At 65.4% G+C, this 26,999-nt stretch carries 32 protein-coding genes and 1 pseudogene; 19 read left to right on the forward strand and 14 right to left on the reverse strand.

The window, feature by feature from the left end:
• Positions 1-194: 194 nt before the first annotated feature.
• The 3 genes from SMA01S_RS10440 to SMA01S_RS10450 are packed head-to-tail and all read right to left on the reverse strand — an operon-like array spanning position 195 to position 1,560.
• The gene (locus SMA01S_RS10440; protein WP_066821255.1) at positions 195-662 is read right to left on the reverse strand and encodes a RidA family protein; all 468 of its coding nucleotides are present in this window, start codon (positions 660-662) and stop codon (positions 195-197) included.
• Positions 659-1,297, reverse strand: a complete 639-nt coding sequence (locus tag SMA01S_RS10445) for a hypothetical protein (RefSeq protein WP_066821258.1) — start codon at positions 1,295-1,297, stop codon at positions 659-661. The genes SMA01S_RS10440 and SMA01S_RS10445 overlap by 4 nt, the downstream gene beginning before the upstream one ends.
• Positions 1,294-1,560 (reverse strand): DUF3572 domain-containing protein, encoded by a 267-nt coding sequence (locus SMA01S_RS10450; RefSeq protein WP_066821260.1) that lies wholly within the window; start codon positions 1,558-1,560, stop codon positions 1,294-1,296. The genes SMA01S_RS10445 and SMA01S_RS10450 overlap by 4 nt, the downstream gene beginning before the upstream one ends.
• Before the next feature lie 28 nt (positions 1,561-1,588).
• On the opposite strand from SMA01S_RS10450, the gene SMA01S_RS10455 reads away from it, so the two are divergent.
• Positions 1,589-1,951 (forward strand): response regulator, encoded by a 363-nt coding sequence (locus SMA01S_RS10455; RefSeq protein WP_066821394.1) that lies wholly within the window; start codon positions 1,589-1,591, stop codon positions 1,949-1,951.
• A 190-nt stretch (positions 1,952-2,141) separates the two neighbouring features.
• On the opposite strand, the gene rpmG is transcribed toward SMA01S_RS10455, so the two are convergent.
• Positions 2,142-2,309: a 50S ribosomal protein L33 gene (gene rpmG / locus SMA01S_RS10460; RefSeq protein WP_066808222.1), complete on the reverse strand. Its 168-nt coding sequence runs from the start codon at positions 2,307-2,309 to the stop codon at positions 2,142-2,144.
• A 165-nt stretch (positions 2,310-2,474) separates the two neighbouring features.
• On the opposite strand from rpmG, the gene SMA01S_RS10465 reads away from it, so the two are divergent.
• The 3 genes from SMA01S_RS10465 to SMA01S_RS10475 all read left to right on the forward strand — a co-directional run bounded on the left by SMA01S_RS10465 (position 2,475) and on the right by SMA01S_RS10475 (position 3,933).
• Entirely contained in the window at positions 2,475-2,783 is a 309-nt protein-coding gene (locus SMA01S_RS10465; RefSeq protein ID WP_066821262.1) for a hypothetical protein, read from the forward strand.
• An 11-nt stretch (positions 2,784-2,794) separates the two neighbouring features.
• On the forward strand, positions 2,795-3,340 hold the full coding sequence (locus tag SMA01S_RS10470) for a TMEM165/GDT1 family protein (RefSeq protein ID WP_157093894.1): 546 nt from the start codon (positions 2,795-2,797) through the stop codon (positions 3,338-3,340).
• 101 nt (positions 3,341-3,441) lie between these two features.
• Positions 3,442-3,933: a Dps family protein gene (locus SMA01S_RS10475; protein WP_066821266.1), complete on the forward strand. Its 492-nt coding sequence runs from the start codon at positions 3,442-3,444 to the stop codon at positions 3,931-3,933.
• Between the two features lie 45 nt (positions 3,934-3,978).
• On the opposite strand, the gene SMA01S_RS10480 is transcribed toward SMA01S_RS10475, so the two are convergent.
• Positions 3,979-4,803: a metallophosphoesterase gene (locus SMA01S_RS10480; RefSeq protein WP_084250229.1), complete on the reverse strand. Its 825-nt coding sequence runs from the start codon at positions 4,801-4,803 to the stop codon at positions 3,979-3,981.
• A 238-nt stretch (positions 4,804-5,041) separates the two neighbouring features.
• Here SMA01S_RS10480 and SMA01S_RS10485 point away from each other — a divergent pair, with 238 nt between their 5' ends.
• Complete coding sequence (locus tag SMA01S_RS10485) at positions 5,042-6,631, forward strand: cisplatin damage response ATP-dependent DNA ligase (RefSeq protein ID WP_066821269.1); 1,590 nt, start codon at positions 5,042-5,044, stop codon at positions 6,629-6,631.
• A 13-nt stretch (positions 6,632-6,644) separates the two neighbouring features.
• On the opposite strand, the gene SMA01S_RS10490 is transcribed toward SMA01S_RS10485, so the two are convergent.
• The 4 genes from SMA01S_RS10490 to SMA01S_RS10505 all read right to left on the reverse strand — a co-directional run bounded on the left by SMA01S_RS10490 (position 6,645) and on the right by SMA01S_RS10505 (position 9,179).
• Positions 6,645-7,025: a DoxX family protein gene (locus SMA01S_RS10490; protein ID WP_245649230.1), complete on the reverse strand. Its 381-nt coding sequence runs from the start codon at positions 7,023-7,025 to the stop codon at positions 6,645-6,647.
• Between the two features lie 247 nt (positions 7,026-7,272).
• Positions 7,273-7,824, reverse strand: a complete 552-nt coding sequence (locus SMA01S_RS10495) for a fasciclin domain-containing protein (protein ID WP_066821272.1) — start codon at positions 7,822-7,824, stop codon at positions 7,273-7,275.
• Between the two features lie 115 nt (positions 7,825-7,939).
• Positions 7,940-8,620, reverse strand: a complete 681-nt coding sequence (locus SMA01S_RS10500) for an anti-sigma factor (RefSeq protein ID WP_066821274.1) — start codon at positions 8,618-8,620, stop codon at positions 7,940-7,942.
• Positions 8,610-9,179 (reverse strand): sigma-70 family RNA polymerase sigma factor, encoded by a 570-nt coding sequence (locus tag SMA01S_RS10505; protein WP_066821277.1) that lies wholly within the window; start codon positions 9,177-9,179, stop codon positions 8,610-8,612. Before SMA01S_RS10505 ends, SMA01S_RS10500 begins: the two co-directional genes overlap by 11 nt.
• Before the next feature lie 46 nt (positions 9,180-9,225).
• Between SMA01S_RS10505 and SMA01S_RS10510 the strand changes: the two genes are divergently transcribed.
• The gene (locus SMA01S_RS10510) at positions 9,226-10,056 is read left to right on the forward strand and encodes an EamA family transporter (protein ID WP_066821280.1); all 831 of its coding nucleotides are present in this window, start codon (positions 9,226-9,228) and stop codon (positions 10,054-10,056) included.
• A gap of 218 nt (positions 10,057-10,274) precedes the next feature.
• Here SMA01S_RS10510 and SMA01S_RS25285 read toward each other — a convergent pair whose 3' ends face one another.
• Entirely contained in the window at positions 10,275-11,078 is an 804-nt protein-coding gene (locus tag SMA01S_RS25285) for a cold-shock protein (RefSeq protein WP_066821283.1), read from the reverse strand.
• Positions 11,079-11,286: 208 nt separating this feature from the next.
• Here SMA01S_RS25285 and SMA01S_RS10520 point away from each other — a divergent pair, with 208 nt between their 5' ends.
• The 5 genes from SMA01S_RS10520 to rpoN all read left to right on the forward strand — a co-directional run bounded on the left by SMA01S_RS10520 (position 11,287) and on the right by rpoN (position 15,834).
• The gene (locus tag SMA01S_RS10520) at positions 11,287-12,084 is read left to right on the forward strand and encodes a TerC family protein (RefSeq protein ID WP_066821286.1); all 798 of its coding nucleotides are present in this window, start codon (positions 11,287-11,289) and stop codon (positions 12,082-12,084) included.
• A gap of 58 nt (positions 12,085-12,142) precedes the next feature.
• The gene (locus SMA01S_RS10525) at positions 12,143-12,763 is read left to right on the forward strand and encodes a ribonuclease D (RefSeq protein ID WP_066821292.1); all 621 of its coding nucleotides are present in this window, start codon (positions 12,143-12,145) and stop codon (positions 12,761-12,763) included.
• Positions 12,756-13,400 carry an LPS export ABC transporter periplasmic protein LptC gene (lptC, locus tag SMA01S_RS10530; protein WP_066821294.1) on the forward strand — a complete coding sequence of 215 codons (645 nt, stop codon included), beginning with the start codon at positions 12,756-12,758 and terminating at the stop codon, positions 13,398-13,400. Before SMA01S_RS10525 ends, lptC begins: the two co-directional genes overlap by 8 nt.
• 147 nt (positions 13,401-13,547) lie before the next feature.
• The gene (gene lptB, locus SMA01S_RS10535) at positions 13,548-14,324 is read left to right on the forward strand and encodes an LPS export ABC transporter ATP-binding protein (protein WP_066821296.1); all 777 of its coding nucleotides are present in this window, start codon (positions 13,548-13,550) and stop codon (positions 14,322-14,324) included.
• A gap of 7 nt (positions 14,325-14,331) precedes the next feature.
• Positions 14,332-15,834 carry an RNA polymerase factor sigma-54 gene (gene rpoN, locus SMA01S_RS10540; RefSeq protein WP_066821299.1) on the forward strand — a complete coding sequence of 501 codons (1,503 nt, stop codon included), beginning with the start codon at positions 14,332-14,334 and terminating at the stop codon, positions 15,832-15,834.
• A gap of 21 nt (positions 15,835-15,855) precedes the next feature.
• On the opposite strand, the gene SMA01S_RS10545 is transcribed toward rpoN, so the two are convergent.
• Complete coding sequence (locus SMA01S_RS10545) at positions 15,856-17,034, reverse strand: calcium-binding protein (RefSeq protein ID WP_066821302.1); 1,179 nt, start codon at positions 17,032-17,034, stop codon at positions 15,856-15,858.
• A 127-nt stretch (positions 17,035-17,161) separates the two neighbouring features.
• On the opposite strand from SMA01S_RS10545, the pseudogene SMA01S_RS25440 reads away from it, so the two are divergent.
• From SMA01S_RS25440 to SMA01S_RS10560, 4 genes and pseudogenes are all read left to right on the forward strand, one after another.
• Positions 17,162-17,302, forward strand: a pseudogene (locus SMA01S_RS25440) (IS5-like element ISMt1 family transposase); the annotation flags it as partial.
• A gap of 23 nt (positions 17,303-17,325) precedes the next feature.
• Positions 17,326-17,502 (forward strand): hypothetical protein, encoded by a 177-nt coding sequence (locus SMA01S_RS25135; protein ID WP_245649231.1) that lies wholly within the window; start codon positions 17,326-17,328, stop codon positions 17,500-17,502.
• A 182-nt stretch (positions 17,503-17,684) separates the two neighbouring features.
• Positions 17,685-18,074 carry an STAS/SEC14 domain-containing protein gene (locus tag SMA01S_RS10555; RefSeq protein ID WP_066821308.1) on the forward strand — a complete coding sequence of 130 codons (390 nt, stop codon included), beginning with the start codon at positions 17,685-17,687 and terminating at the stop codon, positions 18,072-18,074.
• Positions 18,075-18,284: 210 nt separating this feature from the next.
• Positions 18,285-18,587: a putative quinol monooxygenase gene (locus tag SMA01S_RS10560; RefSeq protein ID WP_066821310.1), complete on the forward strand. Its 303-nt coding sequence runs from the start codon at positions 18,285-18,287 to the stop codon at positions 18,585-18,587.
• On the opposite strand, the gene SMA01S_RS10565 is transcribed toward SMA01S_RS10560, so the two are convergent.
• Genes SMA01S_RS10565 through SMA01S_RS10575 form a run of 3 tightly spaced genes read right to left on the reverse strand, consistent with a single transcriptional unit; the run spans position 18,578 to position 21,451 of the window.
• Positions 18,578-19,288, reverse strand: a complete 711-nt coding sequence (locus tag SMA01S_RS10565; protein WP_066821313.1) for a DUF899 family protein — start codon at positions 19,286-19,288, stop codon at positions 18,578-18,580. The two genes, SMA01S_RS10560 and SMA01S_RS10565, sit on opposite strands and share 10 nt — an antisense overlap.
• A gap of 50 nt (positions 19,289-19,338) precedes the next feature.
• Complete coding sequence (locus SMA01S_RS10570) at positions 19,339-20,406, reverse strand: zinc-binding dehydrogenase (protein WP_066821315.1); 1,068 nt, start codon at positions 20,404-20,406, stop codon at positions 19,339-19,341.
• Positions 20,407-20,452: 46 nt separating this feature from the next.
• Positions 20,453-21,451 (reverse strand): ligase-associated DNA damage response exonuclease, encoded by a 999-nt coding sequence (locus SMA01S_RS10575; RefSeq protein WP_066821400.1) that lies wholly within the window; start codon positions 21,449-21,451, stop codon positions 20,453-20,455.
• A 61-nt stretch (positions 21,452-21,512) separates the two neighbouring features.
• Between SMA01S_RS10575 and SMA01S_RS10580 the strand changes: the two genes are divergently transcribed.
• The 4 genes from SMA01S_RS10580 (at position 21,513) to SMA01S_RS10595 (ending at position 26,992) form a co-directional block, all read left to right on the forward strand.
• Positions 21,513-22,190: a hypothetical protein gene (locus SMA01S_RS10580; RefSeq protein WP_066821317.1), complete on the forward strand. Its 678-nt coding sequence runs from the start codon at positions 21,513-21,515 to the stop codon at positions 22,188-22,190.
• 33 nt (positions 22,191-22,223) lie between these two features.
• A complete protein-coding gene (locus SMA01S_RS10585; RefSeq protein ID WP_084250230.1) occupies positions 22,224-24,632 on the forward strand; it encodes a ligase-associated DNA damage response DEXH box helicase in 2,409 nt (802 codons plus the stop codon).
• 61 nt (positions 24,633-24,693) lie between these two features.
• Positions 24,694-25,674, forward strand: a complete 981-nt coding sequence (locus SMA01S_RS10590; protein WP_066821319.1) for a retroviral-like aspartic protease family protein — start codon at positions 24,694-24,696, stop codon at positions 25,672-25,674.
• 58 nt (positions 25,675-25,732) lie between these two features.
• Entirely contained in the window at positions 25,733-26,992 is a 1,260-nt protein-coding gene (locus SMA01S_RS10595; protein WP_066821322.1) for a putative DNA modification/repair radical SAM protein, read from the forward strand.
• Positions 26,993-26,999 lie beyond the last annotated feature (7 nt).

Here is a 26,999-nt window from a genome sequence, read left to right on the forward strand (position 1 = left end):
GCAGTCTTTCGTCACCCCGGCCTTGTGCCGTGTGCGGGTTTTGGCCTGCCCCAGGCAGGCCAACATCATGTCCGGGGGACATGATGCCACCCGCACACCACTGTGCCGCTTTCCTCGCATGCGCGGAATATGCGGATCGGTGGATGCCGGGACAAGCCCGGCACGACGTTTAGTTCGTTTGCTCGTTGGTTCGCTCAGTCCGCCAGCTTGACGACGGCGTCGACCTCGACCGCCGCACCGCGCGGCAACGCAGCGACGCCGACAGCGCTACGGGCATGTTTGCCGGCCTCGCCGAACAAGGCTTCCATCAGGTTCGACGCGCCGTTGGCGACTTCGGGCTGATCGGTGAAATCGGGTGCTGAATTGACGAACACGCCCAGCTTGACGATCCGCTCGACGCGGCTGAGGTCACCGCCCAGTGCCGCCTTGATCTGCGCGACCAGCATCAGCCCGCACAATTCGGCGGCTTCCTGCCCCGCGACCTTGTCGACGCCGTCACCCAGCCGGCCGGTGACCACCTTGCCGTCCTTGAACGGCAGCTGGCCCGAAATGTGGAGCAGGCCGTTGGCGTCGACCGTCGGCACATATGAGGCGACTGGAGCGGCCGGCGACGGCAGGCTCAGGCCCATTTCCTCCAGCTTGCGGTCGATACGGTCGGTCATGCGGAAATCCCTTCTGTTATGGCCGGCTGGCCGGCGGCGAAGCGCTGGTCGATCCAGTCGCGCGCTGCCCCCCAGTCGTCGATTCGTGCGTGCGCGTGCACCGCGGGCGGCACTTGCGGTGCCATTGCGGGCTCGGCCACCAAGTGGAGCCGGTGGACTGTGGGCGCGTGCTTGGCAACCGATTCGTGATGGGTCGCCAGATCATCGACGAAAACCGTGACCGGATTGCCATATTCCGCGACCAGCCGGGCGACGGGACCACCCTTGCCGCCCTGATTGGTTTCGACCCGGTGGCGGATGCCATGCCGCGCCAATTGCTCGATGCGATGGTCGCGGCAGTGATCGCCGAGATTAGTCAGGATGACGATGTCCGCGCTCTCCGCCAGCGCGGCCAGCGCCTCGGCGGCACCGGGGACCAAAGTCTGGCGTTCCATCTCCGCGGGAAAGAATTCGTCCAGCATCGCCCAGATCCGCTGGTGCTCGACCGGGCTGCCATCGGCATGGGTCATCGCGATGAAACTGCCCGTTTCGTGCGCGAAGGCGATGTCGTGGCGCTCGCGCAGCCAGGTGCCGAAATGCCGCACCATGTGCAGCAGCACTTCGTCGCAATCGCAGATCAGCAGCGGGCGCGTCATGCTTCCAGGCTCCGTCGCGCGGCGACCAAGGTTTCGGGTTTGACGCCGAGTTCCGCCGCACAGGCGACCAGATCGGGCTCGTGCGCCTCGAGGAACCCGAGCACCGCCGCCTGCGTGCCGCGATTCGCCGCCGAACCACGCAGGGCGTCCGCGTCGAGTCCGGTCAGGTCGAGCAATCGCCGCGCGCGTGCCGGATCGGCCAGCGTCCAGGCCAGCGCGTGCAATGCCAGGGTCGGGGCGTCGTTGGTGTCGGTGGGGTTCATTGCTATGTCGTGGTCCAAGGAGACCCCGTTGGCAAAGCGCGTGCTGGTTGTCGAGGACAACGAACTCAATCTGAAGCTGTTCTGCGATTTGCTGCGCGCGCACGAATTCGAGACCGAACCCGTGCGCGACGGCCGCGACGCGGTCGAGCGCGCGCGTGCCTTCGTTCCCGACCTGATCGTGATGGACATCCAGCTGCCTTATGTCAGCGGCTATGACCTCATCCTGCAGATCAAGGCCGATGAGAATCTGGGCAAGATCCCGATCATGGCGGTGACCGCTTATGCCGGGCGCGAGGACGAGGACCGCATCCGTGCCGCCGGCGCCGATGCCTATGTGTCCAAACCGATCTCGGTCGCGCGATTCGTCGAGGAAGTGAACGCGCTGCTTTGACGGTCCGGGAAGGACCACCCCACCTTCCGTCGTCACCCCGGACTTGTTTCGGGGTCCAACTATCATCCCGGCAGCACCTATGCAGACGCGATGCCGTCTGACATGCAAAGGGCCGCTGAGGGTTTCCCCCGCGGCCCGTTGGATCCCGGCACAAGGCCGGGATGACGTTTGGGGCTTTACGCCCCGCGCGTTACTTGATCTTCGCTTCCTTGAACTCGACATGCTTGCGCACGACGGGATCGTATTTGCGGAACGACAGCTTCTCGGTCTGGGTGCGCGGATTCTTCTTCGTAACGTAGAAGAAGCCGGTGTCGGCCGAGCTGACGAGCTTGATCTTGACGGTGGTCGGCTTGGCCATGACCCAAATTCCTGCTGGTTGAAATACAAAAGCGGCGGACGTGCCGCCGCTTGTCAGGGGCGGGCCATTGGCCCAGCCGAGGGCGATTGTCAAGCGCAAGGGGCTTTAACACTCCCTTTACCATCTTCGTAGCACTCTCGCGCAAGCGAAGCGGGAGTTAGGGAAATGGGGGTTTCTGCTCGTAATGACGATCTCGCCGCGCGGGTCGCGCGGCTCGACCTGATGGCGCAGCATGTGCGCCCGCGCGACCTCGTCGTCGAAGTCGATTCGATCCGCTGTGTTGCCGAAGCGGCGGGCGTATTGCCCGTGGTGGCGGTGGCGCATGCGCTCGAAGCGGCGCTGGGGCGCGGCGAAAGCGGGATGATCGTGCGCGGCTGGATCGCGATGCTGAGCGAAGCGGTCGGCTGCGGCCAGACCGACGCGCAGACCGGCCACGTCTTCCTCGCCGCCGGTGCGATGCGACTGGGCGGCTGATGGATTCATTGATGGCGGCGCTGGTTGCCGCCTTGCTGATTCGCGCGACCGATCCGACGGCGACTTATGTCGCGCGCGTCGCTGATCGTTCGGGCAAGGCCGGCGCGGTGCTCGCCGGCGCGCTGGTCGCGATCCTGATCACGCATGCAATTGCGGCGGTGGCGGGTTTCTTTCTCGCGCCGCATCTTACGCCCAATCCGAAACGGCTGTTCGTCGCCTTTGCCCTGCTCGCAGCGGCGAGCGGCGGGATCTGGCCGGGCAAAGCGATCGAGCCGGGAGAGGGACGCCATCCGTTCTGGACCACGGCTGGCCGGCTGACCGTCGGCGGGTGGAGCGGCCGGACCGAATTCGTCACGCTCGCACTGGCGATGAGCGGCACCGCCGCGCTCGCCGGGATCGGCGGATTCATCGGCAGCGCGGTCGTGCTCGGTTTTGCTGCGATCGGTGGCGACATGATCTGGCGCACCTTGCCGCATCGCGCGATCGGCATCGTCCTCGGCGGATTGCTGGCGGTCGCCGGGTTCTGGCTCGCCTTTTCCGCGCTACGCCTGATCTAGCGCGTCGATCACTCTGCCCGGCATTTTCGTGCGGCGAGGGCGGGAGCCAATCCCATATTGATCCGTTATCGCAACGACTCGTTCGTTCCAACGGAGACACCATGCCCAACGCCGATCTCAAAACCCCGACCGATTTGTCGTCCAACGCCGCCAAGAGCGTGAAGGACGCGCTCAACACGATCCTGGCCGATTCGTTCGCGCTCTATCTCAAGACCAAGAACTTCCACTGGCACGTCTCGGGCCCGCATTTCCGCGATTATCATCTGATGCTCGACGAGCAGGCGGCCGAGATCTTCGCCTCGACCGACGACATCGCCGAGCGCGTGCGCAAGACCGGCAACGTCACCTTGCGCTCGATCGGCGACATCGCCCGGCATCAGACGATCAAGGACAATGACAAGGATTTCGTCGCGCCCGACGACATGCTCAAGGAATTGCGCGACGATAACCTCAAGCTGGTCGAAAGCCTGCGCGAGGCCAAGGACATCGCCGACACTGCCAAGGACAATGCCACCAGCGCGATGATCGACGATTGGACCGACCAGGCCGAACGCCGTGCCTGGTTCCTGTTCGAGGCCGGGCGGAAGGCGTAACCTCTTGGGATTCCCCTCCCTTGCGGGAGGGGAGTTCCGTGGCCCTCAGCCTTCGATCGTAATCAGCCACAGATCCGGCGGCGCGCCGAAGCGCAGCGGCGGGCCGCTCGTTCCCAGTCCCCCAGTCACAATCACCGCGTGTCCCGGGTCGAGCACCAGCCCGCAGCGATAGCGGTCCCCGAAATGCGATACGCTTGCGACCGGGCCGTAAAAGGGCAACACCCCTTGGCCGCAATGCGTATGTCCCGCGAGCAGCAGATGCACGTCCCCGGGCAATCGTGGCGCGATGTCGGGCGAATGCGTCAGGATGATGCGCGCTCCCTCGAACGGACGCAGCTTGGCCATGGTCGCGGCGATGTCGGCATGGTGCGTGTAATCGTCGTCGACCCCGCCGATGGCAATTGGTCCGCGCGCGGTGACGTCGTTGACCAGCACGGTGATCCGCGCCTGCGCCAACAGGCTGGTCACGTCGTCGGCCCCCGTCCAGTGATCGTGATTGCCCAACACGGCAACAACGCCGAGCGGCGGGTGCAGCTTCTTGAACGGCGCCACCAGCCCGGGGCCGAGCTTCCTCCCGCCATGCGGATCGTGGCCATAGATGAAGTCGCCCGCCATCAGCACGATATCGGGGTTGAGCGCGTTGATCTGGTCGACGATGCGGGTCAGCCGCGCCTCGTCCATCGCTTGGCTGCCGATATGCACATCGCTGATCAGCACCGCGCGAACGGGCTTTATGCCCTTCGGCCAGCGGGGTAGCTTCACTGTCGCGGTTCTGACCACCGGATCGAACCGCGCCTCGGCGCGCGCATAGAGATAGAATCCCGCCACGATCAGCAACAGGATCAGTACGACCATCAGCAGCTTGCGCATGGCCGAACGCCTAGGAGGTGCGCGGGCGGCGGGCAATGGCTCCAAATCCTCCCCGGAACGGGGAGGGGGACCGCTCGCGTAGCGAGTGGTGGAGGGGGGCCTCCACATTTAGTGCACCGCTTGGGGGTCGCCCCCTCCACCAAGCCGCTGCGCGTCTTGGTCCCCCTCCCCATGAATGGGGAGGATTTAGTGGGCGCCTCTGGTGGAACCGTTACGCCAGCGCCATGTTGGTCGCGACATGCACGCTTTCGCGCCGCTCCTCGATTCGCTGATCTATACGCGGTCGCGCAACGCCAAGCTCAAGCTGATCGGCGATTATCTGAAGGCGACGCCCGATCCGGACCGCGGCTGGGCGATCGCCGCGCTGACCGGCGACCTCGACCTTCCTGCGGTCAAGCCGGCAGTGATCCGCGCGCTGATCGAGGAGCGCGTCGACCCGGTACTGTTCCGGATGAGCCGCGACTATGTCGGCGACACCGCGGAGACGATCGCCTTGCTGTGGCCGGGCGCCGATGACGGCAGCGGCGAGCCCCTGTCGGTCGGGCAGGTGGTCGACACGCTCAATTCGCTGTCGCGCTCGGACGCACCGGCGGCACTCGCCGCGATGCTCGACCGGATGGATGCCGAGGAAAGGTTCGCGTTGCTCAAGATGGCGACCGGCGCGCTCCGCATCGGCGTCTCCGCGCGGCTCGCCAAGACCGCGCTGGCTCAGGCATTCGGCGTCGCGGTCGAGGCCGTGGAGGAAGTCTGGCACGCCATCCGCCCGCCTTATGCCGAATTGTTCGACTGGGTCGAAGGGCGCGGCCCCCAGCCGACGTCGGCCGACGTTCCGGTGTTCCGCCCGTTCATGCTCGCGCATCCGCTCGAGGACGGAATCGTCGACCTCGCCGATTACGCGGCCGAGTGGAAATGGGACGGCATTCGCGTCCAGCTCGTCCATGTCGGCGGGACGACCCGGCTCTACAGCCGTGCCGGCGACGATATCACGGGCAGCTTCCCTGACATCGCCGCGGCGTTCCGCACGCCGGGCGTGCTCGACGGCGAATTGATGGTGAAGGGCGAGGCGCAAGGCAGCGCGCTCGAGGAAGGCGCGGGCGCCGCCAGCTTCAATGCGCTGCAACAGCGGCTGGGGCGCAAAATCGTATCGGCGAAAATGCTCGACGAGTATCCGGCCTTCGTCCGCCTCTACGACATATTGTTCGATGAGAACGACGACCTGCGCGCGCTCCCCTGGACCGACCGCCGCACGCGGCTCGAAAGCTTCGCTGCCCGGCTCGATCCCGAGCGGTTCGACGTCAGCGTCCTGATCGAAGCGCAGGATTTCGCCGCGCTGGAAGAAATTCGCGCCGGCGCGCGCGACGCCGCGATCGAGGGCGTGATGCTCAAGCGCCGCGATTCCGATTACGTCGCCGGGCGCCGCACCGGCCTGTGGTACAAATGGAAACGCGATCCCCTGACCGCCGATTGCGTGATGATGTATGCGCAGCGCGGCAATGGCCGGCGCTCCTCCTTCTACAGCGATTATACGTTCGGCTGCTGGACCGAAGAGGGCGAGTTGCTACCCGTCGGCAAGGCGTATTCGGGGATCACCGACGACGAGCTCAAATGGCTCGACAGCTTCGTGCGGAACCACACCGTCAACCGATTCGGTCCGGTCCGCGAAGTCGAGAAGACGCTGGTCCTGGAGGTCGCGTTCGATTCGATCCACGAGTCGAAACGCCACAAATCGGGCGTCGCGATGCGCTTCCCGCGCATCCATCGCATCCGCACGGACAAGCCGGCGGCCGAAGCGGATACGATCGCGGGAATCAGGAAGCTGGTGACCTGATCGGGGTCTCCGATTATCGGCGGCGACCGGTCAAGCCGCCGGCAGCCAGTGCCCACCAGCAGATGAGCGGCTGCGCGAACAGGCGAGGGTAATGATAGGCCCAGCCCAGCCCGGTGCCGGTCGACAAATCGTGCACAGCATGGAGAATGTTCGCCGGATAGACGCAGACCGCATAGAGCGCGAGCGCCACACCTGCGGCCGCTCGGGTCCGCGGCACGAACAGCCCGACCGCGCCGGCAATCTCGGCAGCACCGGTCAGCACGACGATGACGAGAGGATATGGAAGCGCCGGTGGCATGACCTGCATGAAGAGGTCCGGTCGCGCTATATGTATCGCTCCAGCCAGCAGATAGAGCGGCGCGATGGTCGCCCGGGCCAGGTCGGCGCGCCTCACCTGGATCGTTTTCCGTTCGTCATGTCAGGATCGGCGATAGTGGAGACACGCCCATCCGAATAGTGTGCGACCTGACGGCAAACCGAACCCAAGCCCGGCGCGGCGATCGTGATGGCTGGGACCTTCCGCATGACGTCCTCCGATCTGGTTTGCCGGGATGCCGGCACATCTCAGCTTGTGCGACGTCGAACGCATGAGGGACCGGCGCCGGGGGAATGACGCCGGTCCCTCGCTGCCCCGGCAGGAATTAGGGCAGCATGACGGTGTCGATGACGTGGATCACGCCATTCGATTGCATCACGTTGGCGATGGTGATCATTCCGGTGTCGCCCTTGTCGTCCATGACCGCCCAGCCGGCGCCCATCTTCTTGAACTTGAGCATCCCGCCCTGGACCGTCGCGTAGCTGGCGACGCCGCCGTCCTTCTTGGCCTTGGCCGCGATCATCGCCGCGGTGATCCGGCCCGGCACGACGTGATAGGTCAGCACCGAGGTCAACTGGCCCTTGTTCTCGGGCTTGAGCAACGTGTCGACCGTTCCAGCGGGCAGCTTGGCGAACGCGGCATTGGTCGGGGCGAACACGGTGAACGGACCCGCACCGGACAAGGTGTCGACCAGCCCGGCTGCCTTGACCGCGGCGACCAGCGTGGTGTGGTCCTTCGAATTGACCGCATTCTGAACGATATTCTTGGTCGGATACATGGCGGCACCGCCGACCATCGGGTTCTTCATCGCGGCGACGCTTGCGCCCGCGCCGGCGACCAATGCGGTCGCGAGCATCAATTTACGAATTGCCTTCATGTCCCTGTCTCCTGAAGCACGCCATTTGGCGCGTGCGTCTGGAGGTACGGAGGCGGGGCGCCGGCGGATGCAATGATGCGAAGAATTTGCGGTGCTTCGCTTGCGCGGGAGCAGCTTAGGCGATCAACAGTTTTCCGCTCGCCACGACCGGCCCGGTCGGCAGCCCGGTTGGCGACCCGCCGAGCGGCTCGATCGATACCGCCAGCATGATGCCGGCCTTCAGGGCGCGGCGTTTCTCCATCGGTAGTACCATGCGCGACGGCCCGGCCGATGCCAGCATTCCCATCGGCTTGGGTACGCCATCGCCGCCGATCATCCAGAGCTGGGCGGTCTTGCCTGCTGGCGCCATCGCCGCCCCGCCGACACGCATCTCGCCCGTCGTCATGTCGACCATCGCCGGCACCGCGGCAGATTTGTCGCTCATCATCAGCGACGCGACCATCAAATGGTGCGGCGCGACCGCGGCCGGCGGTGCCGGGCGCAGCACGACGAACAAGGCGAGCATCGCCGCGATCGCGGTGACCATCGCGGCGATCGGCCAGCGCGCGCGCCGACCTGGCGCCGGCGCGGCGGACGAGTCGAGTTGCGCGAGGCGAGCAGCGACCGATTCGGGGGCAGGAACTTCCGCATAATCGTCGAACAGCCCGGCCAGCCGCTGGCGCCACTCCTCGACCTCGCGCGCGAAGGCAGGATCGGCCAACACCCGTCGCAGCGCCGTGGCGCGTTCCTCGCCATCGAGCAGGCCGAGCGCGAGTTCGGCCGCGGTCATATCGGGGTCGGGAGCGTCAGGCGTCATCGACACATCCCCTCAACTGGAGCAGGCCGCGCCGCATGATGCTCTTCATCGTGCCCAGCGGCACGTTCTTGCGCTCGGCCAGTTCGGCATAGGTCACGCCGTCGAAAAAGGCCGTGCGGATCGCGTCGCGCGCGCGCGCGTCGAGCGCGTCGAGGCAATCGTGCAGCCGCCGCGATTCCTCGTCGCGCTCGGCGACCTCGCGCTGATCCGGAGATGTGTCGGCTACCATCGCAGCTTCCTCGATCGGGTGCGAGGGTCGGGCGCCCCTGGCCCGCACCCAGTCGATCGCCCTGTTGCGCGCGATCGTCGCCAGCCACGAAATCGGGCTCGCGCGGCCGGGCTCATAGGCGCCGGCGCGCTTCCAGATCGTGAGATAGACGTCGTGCAATACATCCTCGGCAGCGCTCCGCTCTCCGCAGATACGCAAACATATGCCGAAAAGCTTCGCCGAGGTCAGGCGATAGACATCCTGCAACGCGGCGCGATCCTCCTGGCCGGTACGTACCAGCGCCTCGGTCAGGCGGGCGCGGGCGGCAGCAGGATCGGTCGGTTGGCGCACTGCCTTTGACTAGACGTCCCCGCCGTCACAGGCAATTAGGGCGAGGATGACCGCCACGCTCGCGCCGCTGCTGATGATCGCCTCGGGGTCGATCCACGCGGTGGTCAATGCGATCGTCAAGGGCGGCAAGGACAAGATGGCGTCGCGCGCGATGACCGACGGTTCGGCGGCGGTCATCCTGCTCCCCGTCTTGTTGCTCGTGCCCCTGCCGCACGGCGCCTGGGCCTGGCTCGCCGCGACCGCGCTCGTCCATGCGCTCTATCTCTACGCGTTGATCAGGGCGTATCAGGTCAGCGATTTTTCCTCCGCTTATCCCGTGCTGCGCGGCACCGCGCCGCTGGTCACTGCGGCTGTGACGCTCGGGCTGCTCGGCGATCACGTTTCGACGATAAGCATTATCGGGATCGCGCTGATCGGCGTGTCGATGTTCGTGCTGGCGATCGGCCGCCATCTGAGCCGCGCCGGGTTCGGCTGGGCAGTGCTGACCGGTTTCACCATCGCTGCCTATACCGTGATCGACGCCGCGGGGGTGCGCGCGGCGCCGACGCCGTTCAGCTATATCGCCTGGATGTTCGTGACGATGGGGTTGGTCATCGTCGGCCTGTTCGCGATTCTGACTCGCGGTGCCTTGTTCGCGTCGATGCGCCAGCAATGGCGGCCGGGCGCGATCGCGGGCGCGCTGTCGATCCTGACCTATGGCCTCGCGCTCTATGCATTGTCGATCGGCCCGACCGCACCGCTCGCCGCGTTGCGCGAGACAGGGATGGTGACGGCGCTGATCATCGCTGTCGTGTTTCTGAAAGAGCGAGTGACGGTGGCGCGCGCGATGGCGGTGCTGGGGATTCTGGCCGGGGCTGGTCTGATTTTGCGGGGGTAGCAGAAGAATCCTCCCCGTTTACGGGGAGGGGGACCGCCGCCGGAGGCGGTGGTGGAGGGGCTCTCCACATCTACGTCGCTTGATGCCCGCCCCCTCCACCAAGCCGCCGCGCGTCTTGGTTCCCCTCCCGGTAAACGGGGAGGATTTACCCCCAAACGAAAAAGCCCGGCCCGCATATCTGCGGACCGGGCTTATTCAAAAGCGGAACCGGAGGACGATTAGATCGCCGTGAGGTTCACCGCGGCGTATTTGCCGCGACGATTGTCGACCTCGAGCTCGAATTCGAGCCGATCGCCTTCGTTCAGGCTGGTCATGCCGGCGCGCTCGACCGCAGAGATGTGGACGAATGCATCGGGCTGGCCGTCGTCGCGCTGAATGAAGCCGAAACCCTTCATCGCGTTGAAGAACTTGACCGTGCCGGTCGCCTTCTCACCGGTCAGCTCGCGACCACCACCGCCGCCAGCGCCACCAGGGCCGCCGGCTGCACGCTCGGGACGCGGACCGCGATCCTGGACCGGCAGGGGCTCGCCCTCAATCTTGAGGTCGGTCGCCGAAATGCGGCCGCCGCGGTCGACGAGCGTGAAGCCCAGCGGCTGACCCTCGGCCAGGCCGGTCAGGCCGGCCTGCTCGACCGCGCTGATGTGCACGAACACGTCCTCGCCGCCATCGTCGCGAACGACGAAGCCGAAGCCCTTTTGCCCGTTGAAGAACTTTACGACGCCGGTGCCTTCACCGACGACCTGGGGGGGCATGCCGCCGCCGCCACCGCCGCCGCCACGGAACCCGCCGCCACCGCCGCCGCCGCGGAAACCACCGCCGCCGCCGCCGAAGCCGCCACCACCGCCGCCGAAGCCGCCACCGCCGCCGCGATATCCGCCGCCGCCGCCGCCATAGCTGCTACCGCCGCCGAAGCCACCGCCGCCGAAATCTCCACCGCCGCCAAAGTCGTCACCGCCGAAATTGTCGCGCTTGTCACGGCCGCGACCACCACGATTGCCACGGCCACCTTTATCGAAACTCATGCCCTGTTCGTCTTTCCGGTTCGCCCCGTATCACATTCAAGAACCAACGCGTCGGACGACAGACGCAGGCCTTCGGGCGCAAACCAACAGCGCCTTATTGCGAGTCTTAGCCGAAAATCGGCCACGCCGCGAACAAAATCGTCCGCATTCCTGCCCTTGTCGTCGCGATACTTGCGCGAGCGTGGCCAAGACGGCACAGCCGCGCCCTATGTCGATCATCGAACTTCTCGCCAGTCCGGCCGCCTGGGCGGCGCTGTTGACACTGATCATGATGGAAGTCGTGCTCGGCATCGACAACCTGGTCTTCGTCGCGATTCTGTCGAACAAATTGCCCGAGGCGGACCGTGCCCGCACGCGGCGGATCGGCATCGGGCTCGCGCTCGTCATGCGCCTGCTGCTGCTCACGACGATCAGCTGGATCGTCGGCATGACCGCGCCGGTGATCGATCTCGGGCTGACCGGGGCGATCGACGCGCATGGCAATCCCAGCTTCGAAACGGCCTTTTCGATTCGCGATCTCATCCTGATCGCGGGCGGCCTGTTCCTGCTCTACAAGGCGACGACCGAAATCCATCACAGCGTCGATCCGGCCGAGTCGGATTCACCGCTCGACAAGACCAACAGCCAGAAGTCGCTCGGCTTCGCGACCGCGATCGCCCAGATTCTGGTGCTCGATCTCGTCTTCTCGATCGATTCGATCCTGACCGCGGTCGGTATGACCGACGAATTGCCGATCATGATCGTCGCCGTGGTGGTCGCAGTGGGGGTGATGCTGCTCGCCGCCGACCCCTTGTCCAATTTCATCGCGAAGAACCCGACCGTGGTGATGCTTGCGCTAGGTTTTCTCTTGATGATCGGGCTCGTGCTGATCGCCGACGGCTTCGGCGTCCATGTCCCCAAGGGTTACGTCTATACCGCCATGGCCTTCTCCGCCGGGGTCGAGATCCTCAACATCTGGAGCCGCAAGGCGCGCGAGCGGCGGAGCGGGAACGGCGCCGCTCACTGAACGCGGCATCTTCCTCCGCCCATTGAGCGTTCCGCCCGGAAGGGCTAGGCGCTAGGCGATGACCGTATATCTCCACGAGGAAGACCTTCCCGCCGGGCTGTTCGCGCCCGGTGCCGCGATCGCCATCGACACCGAGACGATGGGGCTGATCACGCCGCGCGACCGTTTGTGCCTGGTGCAATTGTCCGATGGCGGACCCGACGAGCATCTCGTCCGCTTCGGCCCCGGCAGCGATTATGCAGCGCCCAATCTGAAGGCGTTGCTGGCCGATCCGGCGCGCGACAAGCTCTATCATTTCGCGCGCTTCGATCTCGCCGCGATCAAGCATTATCTCGGCGTCACCGCCGGCCCGGTCTATTGCACCAAGACCGCGTCGCGGCTGGTCCGCACCTATACCGACCGGCATGGGCTGAAGGAATTGGTCCGCGAGCTGCTCGGCCAGGACATTTCGAAACAGCAGCAATCGTCCGATTGGGGCGGCCCCGAACTGAGCGACGCGCAAAAGGATTATGCCGCGTCCGACGTGCGCTATCTGCATCGCCTGCGCGAGGAACTCGATCGCCGCCTGGTTCGCGAAAACCGCGCCGAACTGGCGCAGGCCTGCTTCGACTTCCTGCCGTGGCGCGCCGAGCTCGATCTCGCCGGCTGGCCCGAAATCGACATCTTCGCGCATGTCTGACGTCGCGCTCCGGATGCGGTCCGAGCGCCAGCGTTGGGCGGCGCCGGGGAGCGGACACGACACACTGATCGCGATCTTGCGCATTGTCCTGCCGTCGGCGGTCGGCGTCGTCGCCGCGCTGATGGTGTTCCTGCCGCTGACCGCCGGCGGCGACGTCAGTTTCGTGCTCGACCGCAACAAGGTGGAAATCACCAAGGAACGCCTGCGCGTCCAGTCGGCGACCTATCGCGGCGAGTCCGACAAGGGCCAACCTTTCACCTTGACCGCACAATCGGCGGTGCAGCGCGACGCCAGCCAGCCGATCGTCGAGATCGACCACATGAACGCCGATATCCTGTTGTCGGACGGCCCCGGCAAGCTTCAGGCGCCCAAGGGCAATTACAATCTGAAGAGTCAGCAGGTTGACGTCTCGGGGCCGATCACCTTCACCGGCCCCAAGGGCTACAGCCTTCAGAGCAACGCAGCGACGGTCGATTTGAGGAAGCGCACGATGCAGGGGACGGGCGGCGTCTCCGGCACCCTGCCGCAAGGCGAGTTCAACGCCGATACGATGAATGCCGATCTCGAGAATCGCGTGGTGCGGCTCGACGGGCGCGCGACCATGCATTTCAGCGGCAAGGCCAAGAGCAACCGATAACCCGATTTTTTGGCGCATCCGCCGCGCACAAGCTTGCCCGCTGCAAAGCGCCGGTGCATGGCGCGAAGGTGCGACATGCACGAAGCTTGCCAATTGCTCGCTTGATAACCATTCAGTAACCAAGAGGCGGGCACTCAGGGAGCCGATATGAACGACACCGTTACCCTGGAAGAGATCGCGCCGATCGCCGAAGCCCCGGTGATGCGCGGCCTGTCGGTCGTGTCGATCGCCAAGTCCTATGACAAGCGCGTCGTCCTGACCGACGTGTCGCTGTCGGTCGGACCGGGCGAGGTCATCGGCCTGTTGGGCCCCAATGGTGCCGGCAAGACCACCTGCTTCTATTCGGTGATGGGGTTGGTGAAGCCCGATTCGGGCCGCATCATGCTCGATGGCGACGATATCACCGGATTGCCGATGTACCGTCGCGCGATCCTCGGCCTGGGCTATCTGCCGCAGGAAACCTCGATCTTCCGCGGCCTGTCGGTCGAAAAGAATATCCTGACGGTGCTCGAGCTCTCCGAGCCCGACAAGGCGGCGCGCGAACGCCGGCTCGACCAGTTGCTCGACGAATTCGGCCTGACCCGGCTGCGCGACGCGCCGGCCATGGCATTGTCGGGCGGCGAGCGTCGCCGCGCGGAGATCGCCCGGGCGCTCGCCGCCAATCCCTCGATCATGCTGCTCGACGAGCCGTTCGCCGGCATCGACCCCTTGTCGATCTCCGACATCCGCGACCTGATCGTCGAACTGAAGAAGCGCGGCATCGGCGTGCTGATCACTGACCATAATGTCCGGGAGACGCTCGACATCGTCGATCGCGGCTACATCATCTATGACGGCCGCGTGCTGTTCGCGGGCTCGCCGGAGGAACTCGTCGCCGACGAGAATGTCCGTCGCCTCTATTTGGGAGAGAGCTTCACGCTCTGACCCGCTTATGAGCTTGGCACCGCGCCTCGACCTTCGGCAGTCGCAATCGCTGGTGATGACGCCGCAGCTGCAGCAGGCCATTCGCCTGCTCGCGCTGTCCAATCTCGAAGTCGAAACCTTCATCGCCGAGGAGATCGAGCGCAATCCGTTGCTCGACAGTTCGAGCGCCGGCAGCGACGACGACGGTCCGATCGTCGAGCGTGAGGCGCCGGTCGCGATGGGCGACGAGCCCGCCAGCGCCGATGCCTTGTTGAACGGCGAAAGCGGCGGCGAAGCCTCGCTCGACGTCGATTTCGCGACCGAGAGCTTCCATCACGATTCGCCGTCGGACCAGGCCGGGATGGACGGTTCGCTCGGGATGAACGGCGGCGCGTCGGGCGGGGCGAGCGAGGATGGTCCTGATCTCGATGCCTTTGCCGACACCAGCCTGACGCTTGCCGATCACCTGCTGACCCAGGCTGGCGAAGTGCTGTCGGGCGCCGACATGTTCGTCGCACAGCATCTGATCGACCTGATCGACGACGCCGGCTACCTGACCACGCCGCTGCTCGATGTCGCCAACCGGCTCGGCGTCCCCCTCGTGCATGTCGAGGACGTGCTCAAGGTGATCCAGACATTCGATCCCACCGGGGTCGGCGCGCGCGACCTTGCCGAATGCCTGGCGCTCCAGGCCAAGGAAGCCGATCGTTACGATCCCTGCATGGCGCGGCTGATCGACAATCTCGACCTCGTCGCGCGCGGCGAGATGTCGCGGCTGCGGCGGATCTGCGACGTCGACGACGAAGACCTCGCCGACATGATCCGCGAACTGCGCAATTACGACCCCAAGCCCGGCTGCCGCTTCGGCGGGGAACCGATGCAGGCGGTCGTCCCCGATCTCTATGTCGCGCGCGCCAAACAAGGCTGGGCGATCGAGATCAACGCGGCGACGCTGCCCAAGGTGCTGGTCAATCGCTCTTATTATGTCGAATTGTCCACTGGCCCGCAGGACCGCGCGTCGAAGGCATGGCTCAGCGAAATGCTCGCCAGCGCCAATTGGCTGGTAAAGGCGCTCGACCAGCGTCAGCGCACGATCATCAAGGTGGCGAGCGAGATCGTGAAGCAGCAGGAAGCGTTCTTCCTCCACGGCGTCGCGCATTTGAAGCCGATGACGCTGAAACAGGTCGCCGACGCGATCGAGATGCACGAATCGACCGTCAGCCGGGTGACCTCGAACAAATATCTCAGCTGCGCGCGCGGCCTCTACGAGCTCAAATATTTCTTCACCTCGGCGATCCAGGCGGCGGATGGCGGCGACGCGGTGTCGGCCCAGGCGGTCAAGTCGGCGATCCGCGCACTCATCGCGGCGGAGAGTCCGAAGGCGATCCTGTCCGACGACACATTGGTCGACATGCTCAATGCCAAGGGCTTCGACATCGCGCGGCGCACCGTCGCCAAATATCGCGAGGCGATGGGAATCGGCAGCTCGGTGCAGCGTCGGCGGCAAAAAGCGCTGGAGGGAGTCGGCTAGTAAACTGTCACCGCAATTCGGTCACAGAAAGAGGAAATCCGCCGTCGAGAAATCGGCCGCATGCAGCGTACCATATGCATCGGTCAGCTGGATGCTGAACGCCACGCCCGCTGACGTGACGACATCCACGCTGACATCGCCGTTCGCCAGATCATGGGCGAAGACGCTGCCCGCACTCCCCCCGCTCTTGAAAGCGGTAATGCCCAGCTTCTCCAGCACGATCTTGTCGACCCCGTCCTGATAATCCTCGATCCGGTCGCCGCCATCGAGCGCACCGGCGCCCTTGAACACGAACCAGTCGGCACCGCTATCGCCCCAGAGCCGGTCGGCGCCCAGTTCGCCGAACAATTTGTCGAAGCCCAGGCCGCCATGGATCCGATCGGCGCCATCGCCGCCCAGCATGTAATCGTCGCCGCCATCGCCGAACATCTGGTCGTTGCCGGCCTCGCCGCTCATCCTGTCGGCGTCGGCGCCGCCTTCCATATAATCGTTGCCCGCGCCGGCCTCCATCGTGTCGCGACCATCGCCACCAAGCAGGACGTCGACCCCATTTTCGGTGGAGAGGATGTCGTCGCCGGTGCCGCCCTCGAGCCAGTTGTCGCCGTCGCCGCCGTCGACCCGGTCATTGCCGTCGCCGCCATAGACATGGTCGTTGCCCGACTGGCCCTTCAGCTTGTCGTTGCCACCCTCGCCATAGATCCAGTCATTGCCGGCGCCGCCGGCCACTGCCTCGGTGGTCAGCAGGCCCGTCGCCGGATTGATCTCGTTGAGGAACCCGTCATCGCCGGCGCCAGCATAGATGATGTCATCACCGTACCCGCCATCGATATAGTCGCGGCCGTCCCCGGCATAGATGGTGTCGTTGCCGGCATCGCCGAGGATCTGGTCATGGCCGATTCCGCCGTCGAGATAATCGTCATTGTCGCCGCCGGACAGGATGTCGTTGCCGTCCGCGCCGATCAGCCGGTCGTTGCCCACGCCGCCGTCAAGCCGGTCATTGCCATTCTCGCCAAAGAGATAGTCGGCGCCGGGCCCGCCGATCAGATAGTCATGGCCGTCGCCGCCATAAATGTCGTCGTCGCCGTCACCGCCATGGACCTGGTCATCGCCCCCCTTGGCGAGGATCAGGTCGTTGAGGTTCGTGCCCTGAATGACGTCGGCATTCAACGTACCTTCAATGCGTGTTGCATAGGTTCTCATGGCTACCTGCTTCGGGCTGAATATCGCGCTGTTTTAAGGTGGGCCATTGGTGCCCCAAATATGGTCTTCGTGGTGAGCATGCTTCAACAAGGGCGTATTTTATGAGCAGGGACTGTCCTGAAGGCCATTGGTTTTCGATCGGCGGGGCGGGGTATCGGACGAAGAGTGGGCGCTTATCGGGCCGTTGCTGCCAACCGAGCATGGCCGGGGAAGTCGGCCTGCGGGCGACAACCGGCTCTATTTCAAGGGCATGGTGTGGATGGCGCGCTCAGGTGCGCAATCCGGATTGAGGTGCTGCTCGCCGACAAGGGCTACGACGCAGACGCGATCCGCGCAGAGCTCGCCGCAGCCGGCGTCGAAGAGGTCATCCCCACCAAGAGCAATCGCCGCACACGCATCCCGCACGATCGCGCGAAATACCGCTGGCGTAATCTCGTCGAGCGGTTGTTCAGCAAACTCAAAAACTGACGGCGCATCGCCACCCGATACGACAAAACCAAGGAATCATACCTCGGCTTCGTCGCCCTCGCTTCAATCAAACTGTGGACCCTTTGTCCACGACCCCTAGTCTCGGTTTCGGCCAAGCTGAAAAACGACTCTAGTTTCTGGTCTTTTACCGTTCGGCAAAACATTCGCCGTAACCCAACGGCATGACTGCACAGTTCACCGTTCGGGCCGAGCCCTCACGCGATTTGATTCGCATCACCATGTCCGGCTTCTTCAACCCCGACGATATCCAGGCATTTCGCACCGCGCGCGCGGCGGAACATGCCCGCCTGACCTGCGGTCCCAACGAGCATGTCACGCTCAATGACGTGAGGGCGATGAAGGTGCAGGCGCAGGACGTCGTCGCCGCGTTCCAGGACCTGCTCGCCGATCCGGCCTATCGATCGCGCAAGCTTGCTTTCATCGTCGACCGGACACTGGCGCGCAGCCAATTGATGCGCGCGCTCAACGGCCGCACCGCGAAATGCTTCGAAAATCGCGCCGAGGCCGAGCAATGGCTGTTCGCGCACGATTCGGAGATGGTGGCGGCCTGACGGGGGCACCCGGCGCGTGAGGCGCTTTCTGAGCGAGCATCCATTATCAAATTCCGAGCCGGCGGATGCGGGGACAAGCCCGGCATGATTAAAGGAACGCCGGAGCCAGCAAGCGCGATATATTCTTTTGTTATCTTTGTTTTCCAGTACTTTCGATAGTTTCCGCAACCTTGAAAATGCGTTAGCCTTCCACCCAAGGGAGAGGGCGTCATGATCATCGTCACCGGCAGCGTCACCGCGAAGGAGGGGCAGTTCGAGCCGCTGCGCGATGCCTGTCTCGCGCACGTCCGCCGCTCCCGGACCGAGGACGGCTGCATCAGCCATGCGGTCCATATCGATGCCGAAAACCCGCTGCGGCTGGTCTTTTTCGAGGAATGGCGCGACCTGCCTGCGCTGCAGGAGCATTTCGTCACGCCTGGAATCGCCGACCTGATGAACGCGGTCCGCGAGCACGCCGCGTCGAGCGAGAAGATCACTACCTATAGCGCGCAAAAGGCGCCGGATCAGGAATAATCCACGCTCGGATACCAGTCGGTGCCGCGCCCGGCGGGAATCGTGTCGAGCACGTTCCATAGCGGCGACATTTCGGGCGCGCCGCGGGGATCCTGACCGGGATCCTGCGTCCCACCCAATTCCGATCCCCAGAAATGGCGGATGGTGCCGTCGGCATCTCTGGTGAACACGTCATAGGACGGCCAGTCGCCATCATCGTGCCAGGCGTTGTGATCGCGGCCGAATGCCTCGCTCACATCGCTGTAGAGCGGCAGCCCGCGCCAGCCGCGTTCCTTGGCGAAATCGTACAGCCGTTCGACCGGCGACCGTGCGATCACCGCCAGCGCGACCTTCTGGCGCAAGTCGAGCGCGTTGGCCGCCAGCGCCCCGAGAAATTGCGTGCACATCGGGCAGGGTCGCGCGCGCTCGGGACCGAACATCCAGCAATAGGTGACGAGGGCGTCATGCCCTTCGAACAGGTCCGCGAGTGCGACCTCGCCGTCCTTGCCCCGGAAGCGATAGTCCTTCGCGACCACCGGTCCGGGTGGGAGCGCGCGGCGTTGCGCGGCGACGCGTTCAAGATGCCGCCGCAGTTCGATTTCCTCGGCGAGCAGCTTCTTGCGCGCCTCGGCGTAATCGGCGCTTTCGCCTGGATAGGGGTGATGCGCCTTCTCGGCGAGCTCGGCAGCAGGGGCGAGCAGCTTCACATCGGCGTCGGCCATGATCCTCTCCTTCTCGCAGGCCAACGCCTGAAATCGGAGTCGGGTTTCTATCAGCCGATGGTCGGATCGACCATGATCTTCACGTGGTTCTCGGGATCGCCGAGGTCGGTGAACGCTTGTGCCACGCCGCCCAGATCGACCGTCCCGGTGATGATCCGCCCGACATCGACCGTCCCCTCGGCGATCTCACGCAATGTCGCGGCGAACTCGTCGGGCGTATAGCCATAGACGAATTCCAGGTTGAGCTGTTTGGTGATCGCCATCGACGGGCGGAAGCTGTCGGGCTCCATGCACACGCCGGCGACGACGATCTGCGCGCCCGGGGGACAATCCTCGATGATCCGCTGCACCATGCCGGGCACGCCGACGCATTCGAACACGATGGGCCGGGCGTGCAGCTTGCCCGCCATCCTGGCGATGTGCGCCTCCGCCTCGGTCGCGGGAACGCCATAGTCCGCCCATTTCTTGTGCGGCCCGTCGACTGCCGGGTCCACCACCACGTCAGCGCCCATCCGCTCGGCCTCGGCGCGGCGACGCGGCGAGAAATCGGCGGCGATCACCGGCCCTTTGCCGACGATCTTGAGCGCGGCGATGATCGCGAGACCGACCGGACCACAGCCGATCACCAGTGACGCCGATCCGGGTTCGAGCGCTGCCCTGGCGACCGCATGCGCGCCGACCGCGAACGGCTCGGTCAGCGCGGCGAGATCGTCGGACAATCCATTGGGCACTTCGAGCAGCAAGCGCTCGTCGAGCAGCATCCGCTCGGCGAACCCGCCCGGCGCCGAGGGCGAATAGCCGACGGGGTGATAGCCTTTGGCGGAATTAGTAACGGGGACCGAGACCACGCGCGTCCCGGGCTTTAGCCGGTGCGGGGTGTCGGGACCGTAATCGAGGATCTCGGCGCAGAATTCATGCCCCATCACCATATCCGGCAGCGGCCGCGGCGTACCGGCGGCGCGCTCGGCGACCATCTTGTCCATATGGTGGAGCGCGTGGAGATCCGACCCGCAGATACCGCAACGTAGCGTGCGCACCAGCACTTGCCCCTTGTCGGGCGTCGGCTCGACCATCTCGTCGAGCTCCAACCGCTGCCCGCGCTTGACCACTGCTCGCATCGCGCTCTCCTTTTCCGTACCCTCTTTTCGAAAATACGGAGCGCGGTCAATCGTCCTCGTCTTCGTACCCGACCAGCGCCAGCGCGCGCGCCTTGATCTGCCGCGTCTCGCACCAATGGATCAGCGCATCCTCGCGGCCATGCGTCACCCATACTTCCTTGGGCGCGATCTCGATCAGCGTTTCGGTCAACTCGTCCCAATCGGCGTGGTCCGACAGGATCAACGGCAGTTCCACCAATCTCTGCCGCGCGCGCTGGCGGACGCGCATCCAGCCGCTGGCCATCGCGGTGATCGGGTCGGGCAGGCGACGCGACCAGCGATCGTTGAGCGCGCCGGGCGGGCACAAAACGATCCGGCCCTGCAATTCGGCCTTGGCGACTCCGGTGGCGGGGCGAAGCTCGCCGAGATCGACACCCAGTTCGACATAGAGGTCACACAATCGCTGCAAGGCGCCATGGATGTAGATCGGATCGTCATGGCCCATGTCGCGCAACTCGCGGATCACGCGCTGCGCCTTGCCCAGGGCATAGGCGCCGACCAATACGCAGCGATCGGGATTGGCGCGCGACGCGGCGAGCAATTTGTCGATCTCGTCATGCGTCTCGGGATGACGGAAGACGGGCAGGCCGAACGTCGCCTCGGTCACGAAGACATCGCATTTTACGGGCACGAAGCGCGCGCAGGTCGGGTCGGGGCGGCGCTTGTAATCGCCCGACACGACGATCGTCTCGCCGCGATATCTGAGCACGATCTGCGCCGATCCCAGCACATGTCCGGCGGGGACGAATTCGACCTCGACCCCGCCCATGTCGCGTGGCTCGCCGTATTGGACGGCGTGCCCGGCTTGCGGACCGTAGCGCGCCTCCATGATCGCCAGCGTTTCCGGCGTCGCCCACACCGCCTCGTGCCCGCCGCGAGCATGGTCGGCGTGACCGTGCGTCACCAGTGCGCGCAGGCTGGGGACCGACGGATCGATCCAGACATCGGCCGGCGCTACATAAATCCCCTGCGGATGGGGCGTGATCCAGTCGCCGAGCTTCGCCATGCCGCCAATATGGCGCGGCGGGCGTTCCTGTTCCATCTTGGCCGCAAATAAGGAGGAACGGATGCAGGAATCGACGATCGATCAGCGGCTTGATCGGCTCGAACGGACGATCAGGTGGCAGCGCCTGATATTGGGTGCGATGGGGCTGGGCGGCGCGGCGGCGTTGCTGATGGCGCTCGCGCCCGCCAGCCCCGGTACGATCGACGCTCAGGCGATCCGCATCGTCGATGCCTCAGGCAAGCCGCGCATCCTGATCGGCGCGGCGCCGCCAACCGAGGGCCGCCAGCGCAAGGACGCGCAGACTGCGTCGATCGTCGTGCTCGGCCCCGATGGCGCGGACCGTCTGGTTCTCGGCGAGGAGCCGCCGGTGCTGGTCGACGGCAAGACCTACCCGCGCATCGCCAGCGCTTATGGCCTGCTGATCCATGACGCCAAGGGCAATGAACGCGGCGGGTTCAGCTTCCTGGATAATGGCCGTGCGATCCTGTCGCTCGACCGGCCCGGCGGCGACGCGGTGCTGCTCACCGCCAACGACAAGACCGGGTTCGCCGGGCTGGTGGTCAATTACCAGAACCCGCTCGGCAAATATGCCGAGGGGCTGCGGATGGGGACGCAGGCCGACACCGTCTGGCTGTCGCTCCAGGATCGTGCCGAGGGCGAACGCGCCAGGCTGGCGGTCGAAAGCAAAGCGGCGCCGAAGCTGATCACCCGGCCGGCGGGCGCGCCGCCGGCGCCATAGCGCGATCGGCGGCCCGCACCCTATATCCGTCGGGTGAGTCCTCTCCCTCAACCCTTGACCGACTGGTTCGCCGCGCGTGGCTGGCGCCCGCGGCGGCATCAGCTCGAGATGCTCGAGGCCGCGCGCGCGGGGCATCATGCGCTGCTGGTCGCGGCGACCGGCGCGGGCAAGACGTTGGCGGGTTTCCTCCCAACGCTCGCCGATCTGATCGACAGCCCAGCCGAGGGCCTCCACACGCTTTATGTCTCGCCGCTCAAGGCGCTCGCGGTCGATGTTCAGCGCAACCTGCTCACCCCGATCGAGGAGATGGGGGTCGACATCCGCGTCGAGACGCGCACGGGCGACACGCCAAGCGACCGCAAGGCGCGCCAACGCGTGCGCCCGCCGCAAATCCTGCTGACCACGCCCGAGAGTCTGTCGCTGCTGCTGAGCTATCCGGACAGCTTCCTGATCTTCGCTGGTTTGAAGCGTATCGTGGTCGACGAAGTCCATGCCTTTGCCAGCGGCAAGCGCGGTGACTTGTTGTCGCTGTGCATGGCGCGGCTCCAGCGGATCGCCCCCGACATGCGACGGGTGGCGCTGTCGGCGACCGTCGCCGATCCCGATGCCTATCGCGCCTGGCTCGCCCCCGACGGTGATATCGACATGGTCGATCTCGTGCTCGGCGAGCCCGGCGCCGATCCCGACATCTCGATCCTGCTGCCCGAGGGCCGCGTTCCCTGGGCGGGTCATTCGGGGCGCTATGCCGCCGAACAGGTGATGGCGGAGATCGAGACGCGGCGCACCACGATCGTGTTCTGCAACACGCGCAGCCTGGCCGAGCTGATCTTCCAGGATTTGTGGAAAGTGAATCTGATGTCGCTGCCGATCGGCGTGCATCACGGCAGCCTGTCGAAGGAAGCGCGGCGCAAGGTCGAAAGCGCGATGGCGGCCGGTCAGCTGCGCGCGCTGGTCGCCACCGCCAGCCTCGATCTCGGGGTCGATTGGGGCGATGTCGATTGCGTGATCCAGATGGGCGCGCCCAAGGGATCGTCGCGCCTGCTCCAGCGGATCGGCCGCGCCAATCACCGGCTCGATGAGGCGAGCGAGGCGATCCTGGTCCCTGGCAACCGCTTCGAATATCTCGAATCGCGTGCCGCGCTCGACGCGGTCGAGGCAGGCGAGCTCGACAACGAACCGTTCCGCGCCGGCGCGCTCGATGTCCTCGCGCAGCACATCATGGCCTGCGCCTGTGCCGCTCCGTTTCGGAGCGAGGAGATGCTGAGCGAAGTGCAAGGCGCGCTGCCATATTCGGCGCTCGATGGCGAGACGTTCGAGCGCGTGCTGAGCTTCATCCGCGACGGCGGTTATGCCTTGCGCGCCTATGATCGCTTCAAGCGGTTGACGCAGGAGCCCGACGGGACTTGGCGCGTCAGCCACCCGCGCTTCGTGCAACAGCATCGCCTCAACGCCGGGATCATCGTCGAGGCAGCGATGCTCAACGTGCGGTTCAAGAATGGCCGCCTGCTCGGCAAGGTCGAGGAGGGGTTTGCCGCCTCGCTGTCGAATGGCGACACCTTCTTCTTCGCGGGCATGAGTTGCGAAGTATTGCGGATCGATACCGAGGACGTGCTGGTCCGCGCCTCGACCAGGCCGGCGCGGATCCCGACCTATGGCGGCGCGCGCATGCCGCTATCGACCAACCTCGCCGACCGCGTCCGGGGGTTCCTCGCACAGCCCGGGGAGTGGGCCCGCTTTCCCGACGACGTGCGCGAGTGGCTGGAAGTGCAATCCTATCGCTCGCGGCTGCCCGAGCCGGGGCAATTGCTGGTCGAGACTTTCCCGCGCGAGGGGCGCCAGTACATGGTCGCCTATAGTTTCGAAGGGTGGAACGCCCACCAGTCGCTCGGCATGCTGATCACGCGGCGAATGGAGACGCAGGGGCTGAAGCCGCTCGGCTTCGTCGCCAACGATTATGCCATCGCCTGCTATTCGCTCGATCCGGTAACCGATCCGGCGTCGCTCTTCTCGCCCGACATCCTGGAGCACGAATTCGTCGACTGGGTGCAGCAATCGCACCTGCTCAAGCGCGCGTTTCGCGAGGTCGCGGTGATCGGCGGGCTGGTCGAACGCCAGCATCCCGGCAAGCGCAAGACCGGCAAACAGGTCACTTTTTCGACCGACCTGATCTACGATGTGCTGAGGAAATACGAGCCTGGCCATTTGCTGCTCCAGGCCGCCTGGGCCGACGCCCGCGCGCGGATGACCGATGTGGGGCGTCTTGCCGACCTGCTCGACCGCGCCGGCGATACGATGATGCACGTGACGCTCGACCGCATCTCGCCGCTCGCGGTGCCGGTACTGACCCTGATCGGGCGCGAGAACGTCGCGATGGGCCTCGCGGACGATGCCTTGCTGATGGAAGCGGAGAGCCTGGCGCAGGAGGCAATGCGGCTCGACTGAGCGTGATTTCGGGGCGTATTATCCGCTTGGTACACGTCCGAAACAGGCGTATGATCCTGCCATGCGCGGGTTCATTCCCCTGCTGGCGCTTGGCATCGGTACACTGGCCGGACCGCCCCTTGCCGCGCAACAGTCGCAGCCTTCGCTCAAGCCCGAGACCGCCGCCACTACACCCGCACCGGACGTCCTAACCATCGGCGAGCGAACCGATCGCATGACCGTGCCGGTGACGATCGGGCCACACGGGCCTTTTCCGTTCATCATCGATACCGGGGCTGAGCGCTCGGTCGTCTCGCGCGAACTCGCCGGCTATCTCAAGCTGTTGCCGGGGACGGACGTGAAGCTGTTCGACTTTACCGGCGCCGCGCAGGTCGCGACGGTGAAGGTACCGTCGCTGACCGCGGGCAAGCTCGGCACGCCGGCGATGGAAGCGCCGCAGCTGTTGCTGGCCGATATCGGCGCCCCTGGCATGCTCGGCATCGACGCGCTCCAAGGGCAAAAGGTCGTGCTCGACTTCAACGCGCGGCGGATGCTGCTGCGACCGGCGCGGCGTCACGCCTCGGGCGATTTCGTCATCCGCGCCGAGTCGCGTACCGGCCAGTTGATCGTGACCAAGGCATGGTTCAACAATCAGCCGATCGCGGTGATCATCGATACCGGATCCTGGCTCAGCGTCGGCAACACCGCCATGCTCAAGCTGGCGAAGAAACCGCCACGATCATACGGGCCGGTGGCGATCACGTCGGTGACCGGGCGCACCTTCACCGCCAATTTCGTCGCGATCAGCAACGTCAAGATCGATACCATCCGGTTCGACAATTTCGGGCTGGTCTTCGCCGACGTTCCGCCATTCGATCGTTTCGGCCTGCGCGACCAGCCGGCGCTGATCCTCGGGATGAGCTCGCTCAAGCTGTTCGGCCGGGTGGAGCTCGACTTCGTCAATCGCGAGATCGGGTTCAGCCTGCCGCGGCCGCAGATCGATTTCCACGACATCTGCCGAAATGGCAGTGCCGCCTGCAGGAGCATCGGCCCCTCATCCTGACGGCAGACCGCTGATACACATCAGTGACTCGTGGGCGATTTGAACATATAGAGAACGAGTGGCCCAGCTCGATACCCGCCAGAAGCTCGAAATCCTCGCCGATGCCGCCAAATATGATGCCTCGTGCGCGTCGTCCGGCTCGGTCAAGCGCGACTCGCGCGGCGGCAAGGGAATCGGCTCGACCGACCAGGGCATGGGCATCTGCCATGCCTATGCGCCCGATGGGCGCTGCATCTCGTTGCTCAAGATCCTGCTGACCAACAGCTGCGTGTTCGATTGCCATTATTGCATCAACCGCAAGAGCTCGAACGTCCGCCGCGCGCGCTTCACCACCGACGAAGTCGTCCAGCTCACGCTCGCTTTCTACCGGCGCAATTATATCGAGGGACTGTTCCTGTCCTCGGGCATCATTCGATCGTCCAATTACACGATGGAGCGGATCGTCGAGGTCGCGCGATGCCTGCGCGAGGATCACGATTTCCGCGGCTATATCCATTTGAAGACGATCCCTGACGCCGATCCCGAACTGGTCCATCGTGCCGGCGTCCATGCCGACCGTGTCTCGATCAATGTCGAGCTGCCGACCCGCGCCGGGCTCGAGCGGCTTGCGCCCGAAAAGGACGCGACGCGGATCGAAGGCGCGATGGCGGGAGTCAAGCGCGACATCGTCGATGCCGGCGACGCCACCCGACGCTACAAGTCAGCGCCGCGTTTCGCGCCCGCCGGCCAGTCGACCCAGATGATCGTCGGCGCCGATGCCGCGACCGACCGCGACATCGTGACGCGTGCCGCCGGGCTGTACCGCAAGTTCGACCTGCGCCGCGTCTATTATTCGGCCTTCTCGCCGATCCCCGACGCCAGCGCGGTGCTGCCGTTGCAGCGCCCGCCCTTGATGCGCGAGCACCGGCTCTACCAGTCCGACTGGCTGATGCGCTTCTACGACTACAGCCCCGGCGAGGTTGCGGCAGCAGCCGATGACGCGACCGGCATGATGCCGCTCGACATCGATCCCAAGCTTGCCTGGGCGCTCAAGTTTCGCGACCGTTTCCCGGTCGACGTTAACCGCGCCCCGCGTGAGGCGCTGCTGCGCGTGCCGGGGCTCGGCACGCGCGCGGTCGACCGCATCCTCGCCGCGCGGCGTTGGCGGCGGCTCGCGCTCGCCGATATCGGCCGGCTGACCGTCTCGGTCGCCAAGGTCCGTCCGTTCCTGATCGCCAGCGACTGGAAACCTGTCGCGCTCGCCGACAAGGCTGATCTTCGGGCCGACCTCCGCCCGCTCGTCGCGCCCCAGGCGAAGCAGATGGAGCTGTTCGGGTGAATGGATC

This window comes from Sphingomonas mali NBRC 15500, from assembly GCF_001598415.1.
GTDB lineage: Bacteria > Pseudomonadota > Alphaproteobacteria > Sphingomonadales > Sphingomonadaceae > Sphingomonas > Sphingomonas mali.